Annotated in this window: 5 protein-coding genes; 1 reads left to right on the forward strand and 4 read right to left on the reverse strand. The window is 61.8% G+C overall.

Annotated elements, in window-relative coordinates; translation table 11 throughout:
* Positions 1–225, reverse strand: a 225-nt coding sequence (locus U9R81_RS12585; protein WP_322495795.1) for a methyltransferase domain-containing protein, incomplete at its 3' end; no start/stop codon positions are given.
* Between the two features lie 147 nt (positions 226–372).
* Here U9R81_RS12585 and U9R81_RS12590 point away from each other — a divergent pair.
* Positions 373–1,314, forward strand: a complete 942-nt coding sequence (locus tag U9R81_RS12590) for a DUF4938 domain-containing protein (RefSeq protein ID WP_322495796.1) — start codon at positions 373–375, stop codon at positions 1,312–1,314.
* A 37-nt stretch (positions 1,315–1,351) separates the two neighbouring features.
* Here the strand turns inward: U9R81_RS12590 and ilvD are convergent, their stop codons facing one another.
* From ilvD to U9R81_RS12605, 3 genes are all read right to left on the reverse strand, one after another.
* Entirely contained in the window at positions 1,352–3,037 is a 1,686-nt protein-coding gene (gene ilvD / locus U9R81_RS12595) for a dihydroxy-acid dehydratase (RefSeq protein WP_322495797.1), read from the reverse strand.
* 160 nt (positions 3,038–3,197) lie between these two features.
* Positions 3,198–4,538, reverse strand: coding sequence for a UDP-glucose/GDP-mannose dehydrogenase family protein (locus U9R81_RS12600; protein ID WP_322495798.1), 1,341 nt, complete (start codon positions 4,536–4,538; stop codon positions 3,198–3,200).
* Positions 4,539–4,655: 117 nt separating this feature from the next.
* The coding region (locus U9R81_RS12605; protein WP_416180963.1) for an ornithine cyclodeaminase family protein at positions 4,656–5,271 on the reverse strand (616 nt) is incomplete at its 5' end.

Below are 5,271 nucleotides of genomic sequence, written 5' to 3' on the forward strand. Positions count from 1 at the left end.
GGCGTCGCCGGCGATGGCGGCCAAGGCCGGCGCTGCCCGCAACGCGGCGGCATCGCGGTCAATACCAATCAGCAGCGCATCAGGGGCGCATCGCTCGCGCAGCCACAGGGTTTTGGAACCATCGCCGCAGCCAACGTCGATCGCAACGCGCGCGCCAGCGGGAGTTGCGGCGAGCAGGGCATGGCGAATGCACGCCAAGTAGGGTTGGTGCAACAGTGGTATCATAAGGCGCGCAGGTAGAGCCGTACGGCGGTGCGGCTCCCCCAATATACCAGCATCCAAAGGCGCCAAGGGATTGTATGGTTAATCAAACCTAACCGCATTGCAACCTGCTATCGCCCGACGGTGTTTCGCCTTACGGGATACACACGTATGCAGCGACCAATCACCATTGTCCAACTCGCCGCACTGCACGGCCCCAACATCTACCGCCCGCAACCCAGCGTGGTCTTGCGGGCCAGCGCTAACGCCGACCACAGCGAACGGCTCCGCAGCGCCATCAAAGGCGGCGCGCTAGCGATCGGGCTAGTCATCGCCCATCTACACGTCACGGCGCAACCGCGATCCGGCGATGTGCTGCTGAGCGCCCTCTTTACGACCAACGAACCGGAGTTCGGCGCTGAATTATGCCAATATGTGATCGACGGCATAAACGCCGAGCTCACCGGTGACGAGAGGTGGGATCCCGACGAGCCGCTGCTGGCGTTGCGCGACCGCCGCCAAGCGCAGGCGTTGCCGGTCGCTGCACTGCAACTGATCGCGAATGCCCGCCGGCGCGATTTGCCGGCCACGGTATTGCCCGATAGACGCTTGCTGCTGGGGTACGGCGAACGAAGCCGGACGGTGACGGTGGCTGATCTGCGGGCCACGCCTGATCTGCAACCGCCGTGGTCGCAATTGGGCCGTATCCCGATTGTGGCCGTCACCGGCGAACGCTACCGCAGCTACGCCGTCGCCGAGCAAGCCGCCAGTTACCAAGCCCGCGCGCTTGATCACGCTGATCGAGCAGCCGTGCTCGCGGCGCTGGCCGATCCTGCTTGCCCGGCGTTGGTGATCGGATTTGACACCAATAGTCTCTTGCGGGAAGGGTTGCCCTTCGACCGCTGCGATCTCGCGGTGATCACCGACCACACTGGCCCGCGCCCGCCCGCCGCTCTCGACGACGATGAATGGCTGAAGGCGTTGGGGTTGCCGATGCTGTGCAGCACCGCCCCAACCTTGATCAACCTCACCGATCCGGCGTTGCACGCATTGTTGAGCTATGCGCCCAACGGAGTGATTGGGTGGGGCGGATACGCGCCCGGTGACGGGTAGGAGCCGCCCGGCGAGGCGACTCCTACCGGGGTTGGCCTTACTCGCTAAACCGGTCAGTCACCGCACCGAGGCTGGCCGAGGAGACCAGTTTAGCATATTTGGCCAGCACGCCGCGGGTATAGCGCGGCGGACGCGGTTGCCACGCCGCTCGCCGCCGGGCCAGCTCTTCGTCGGAAACGTTGAGCTGCAAGAGACGGGCATCGGCATCGATAGTAATGCTATCGCCCTCTTCAACCAGCGCGATCGTACCTCCCACCGCCGCTTCCGGCGCAACATGACCAACGACCAAGCCGTAGGTACCGCCAGAGAAGCGACCGTCGGTGATCAAGCCAACGCTATCACCCAACCCAGCGCCAATGATCGCCGAGGTCGGCGCTAGCATCTCGCGCATACCGGGGCCACCCTTCGGCCCTTCATAGCGTATCACGACCACATCGCCGGCCTTAATCTTCCCGCTCAAGATCGCCTCAAGGCACTCCTCTTCGGCGTCAAAGACGCGCGCCGGGCCGGTAATGCAGCGCTGCTTGATGCCGGTAATCTTGGCGACGCAACCCTCTTCGGCCAGATTGCCACGCAAAATGGCCAGATGGCCCTGCTCGTAGATCGGCTGCGAGAACGGCCGGATCACATCCTGACCAGCCGGAGGCTCGTCGGGTACATCGGCCAGCACTTCGGCGATCGTCTGGCCGGTAATCGTCATGCAATCGCCGTGGATGAGGCCAGCGTTGAGCAGCATCTTCATCACCTGCGGCACCCCACCCACCCGGTGCAGATCAGTAGCCACGTAGCGGCCCGACGGCTTCAGATCGCAGAGCACCGGCACGCGCTGGCGGATGGTCTCGAAATCATCGATGGTCAGCGGCACATCAGCGGCATGGGCAATTGCCAGCATATGCAACACCGCGTTGGTCGAACCACCTAGCGCCATAATCACCGCAATCGCATTCTCAAGCGATTTGCGGGTGATCATTTGGCGAGCGGTGCGATTGGCCCGGATTGCTTCCACCAGCACCTCGCCTGAGCGCGCCGCGCTGATCGCCTTCTCTTCGTCTTCGGCGGCCATCGTTGAAGAGCCGGGCAGGCTGAGACCCAACGCTTCAATCGCCGACGACATCGTGTTGGCGGTATACATACCACCGCACGAACCGGCGCCGGGACAAGCGTGGCGCTCGATCTCAAGCAGTTCGTGCTCGTCGATCCGGCCGGCGCTGTATTCACCGACCGCCTCAAACGCGCTGACGATGGTCAAGTCGCGGCCTTTGTAGTGGCCGGGTTTGATCGTGCCGCCATAGACGAAGATGGCCGGAATATCAAGCCGGGCCATTGCGATCAAAGCGCCGGGCATGTTCTTGTCGCAGCCACCCACCGCAAGAATGCCGTCCATCCGTTGGGCATTGACCACCGTTTCAATCGAATCGGCGATCACCTCACGGCTGACTAGCGAATACTTCATGCCTTCGGTGCCCATCGAGATGCCATCGCTAACGGTAATCGTGCCGAAAATCTGCGGCATGCCGCCGGCGGCGCGAATGGCCTCTTCCGCCCGCGCAGCGAGCGCACCTAGCCCCGAGTTACACGGCGTCAGTGTGCTGTGGCCATTCGCTATTCCCACAATCGGCTTGGTAAAATCGTTGTCGCCAAACCCGACCGCGCGCAACATTGCCCGGTTGGGCGAACGCTGCGGGCCTTCGGTGATCATGCGACTGCGGCGATTATCGCTCATCGCGAGCCTCCTCAATGCGTCTGAACCGAATACATGGCGTATTGTAACGCGATTTGGATGTGGCGACGCAATGGATGGGGTGTTGGGGGCAAAAAACGGTAGCGCCGCACAGCCGTGCGGCGCTACCCGATGGAAACACCCGGCAGGATGCTTCCCCTGATTAATCACCAATATTCGTGGCTTCTTCCCACAACGTCACCGGCGCCTCGCCGCGACCGACACCCCAGTAGGTAAAGCCAAGACTGCGCATCTCGCGTGGATCGTAAAGATTACGGCCGTCGATCACCACCGGCTGGCGCATATAGCGCTTGATCCGCTGCCAATCCAATTGCTTAAACTCATTCCACTCGGTGACGAGCAGCAAGGCATCGGCATCCTTGGCTACGTCGTAGGCGGTCGCGGTAAAGGTCACGATCGGCAACAACTCTTCGGCCCGCGACATCGCAACCGGGTCGTACGCCTTCACCCGCGCCCCTTTCTTGAGCAACGCATTGATAATATCAACGCTCGGCGCTTCGCGCATGTCGTCGGTATTGGGCTTAAACGACAAGCCCAACACACCGATCAGCCGGCCGGTCAGATCGCCCAGCACCGTCTCGACCTTCTTGACGAACTGCTTGCGCGCATTGTTGTTAATATCCATCACCGCCTGCAACAATTGCGGGTGGCAGCCAACCGAGGCAGCCATGTGGTAGAGCGCCAGCACATCTTTGGGGAAGCAGGAGCCGCCGTAGCCAACACCGGCTTCGAGGAAGTGGAAACCAATCCGCTTGTCGGCGCCCATCCCGCGCGCCACTTCGCGCACATCAGCGCCGAGCCGCTCGCAGATCTGGGCAATTTCGTTGATGAACGAGATGCGGGTCGCGAGGAACGCATTCGAGGCGTACTTAATCATCTCTGCCGTGCGCAGATCAGTGATAATAATTGGCGCGCCGAGCGTCTCGTGCAGCGCCGCCACCCGTTGCGCCGCTTCGCGATTCTTCGCCCCCAGCACGATCCGGTCGGGCTTGAAGAAGTCGTTGAGCGCGCTGCCTTCGCGCAAGAATTCGGGGTTCGAGACCACATCAAACTTGACATCAGGGCCAGCGTGCTCGGCGATGATGTTTTCGACCATATCGCCGGTGCCGACCGGCACCGTGCTCTTGTCGATAATGATCGAACCTGAGCGCAGATACTTGCCGATGCTGCGCGCCGCAGCTTTGACGTAGGTTAGATCGGCTGCCCCATCTTCACCCATCGGCGTCCCCACCGTAATGAAAATGAATTCAGCTTCAGGAATGCCGACCGCATAGTCATCGGTAAAGCGCAACCGGCCGGCGCGCATATTCCGCTCCTGCACCTCTTCGATCCCAGGCTCGAAGATCGGTGATTTGCCGCTGCGCAGCAGTTCGAGCTTGTGCAGATCAATTTCGATGCACGTGACCGAATGGCCAAGATCGGCGAAACAGACGCCGGTCGTTAGTCCGACATACCCAGTGCCCACCACACAAATGTTCTTCACAATCGTGTCTCCTTACGTCAGCGTGGATAGCAACCCGATCCTCTGCGTTTTATTATCGTTGTACGCAATAGGCGTGACATTTCGATGAATAATGCCGCGCCAATGGATAACAAAAGCTCAGAGCGCGACCTCAGTCCCCAATCCTAATGCATTGGCGCGTTGCAGCGCTAACGCCGCCACCGCGAGATCTTGCACGGCATTGCCAACCGACTTGAAAAGCGTTATCTCATCAGCGGCGGTGCGCCCGGCAACCGTCCCGTTCACCAATTCGCCCAACTCGCCAATGATATGCTGTTCATCAATGAGGCCGGCGGCGCGCGCTTGGATCAGATCACCGGCCTCGGCCCATGCCGCGTGGCGCTGATCGACGAAGAGCCGGCTGCACGCAACCAGCGCCGGCGGGATCTCGGCCATATCGGGGCGATAGGCGCCGATAGCGTTGAGATGGGCGCCGGGCCGCACCAGCTCGGCGGCGAAGAGCGGCGTAGCGCTACTGGTAGCGGTACAGATCACATCAGCTTCGGCGAGCGGCATGGTTGGATCGGTCGCGATCCGGATATCGCCGCGAAAGCCCTCGCCACGCAGACGCGCAGCAAGGAGGGTCGCCCGATCGCGGGTACGGTTGACAATCCAGACATTATTGATCGCGGGCCGCACGGCCAGCACGGCTTGCGCTTGCGGCAACGCCTGTGCGCCGGCGCCGAACACCACGAGCGTGCGCGCATCGGGGCGG

The organism is Chloroflexus sp., assembly GCF_034435895.1.
GTDB lineage: Bacteria > Chloroflexota > Chloroflexia > Chloroflexales > Chloroflexaceae > Chloroflexus.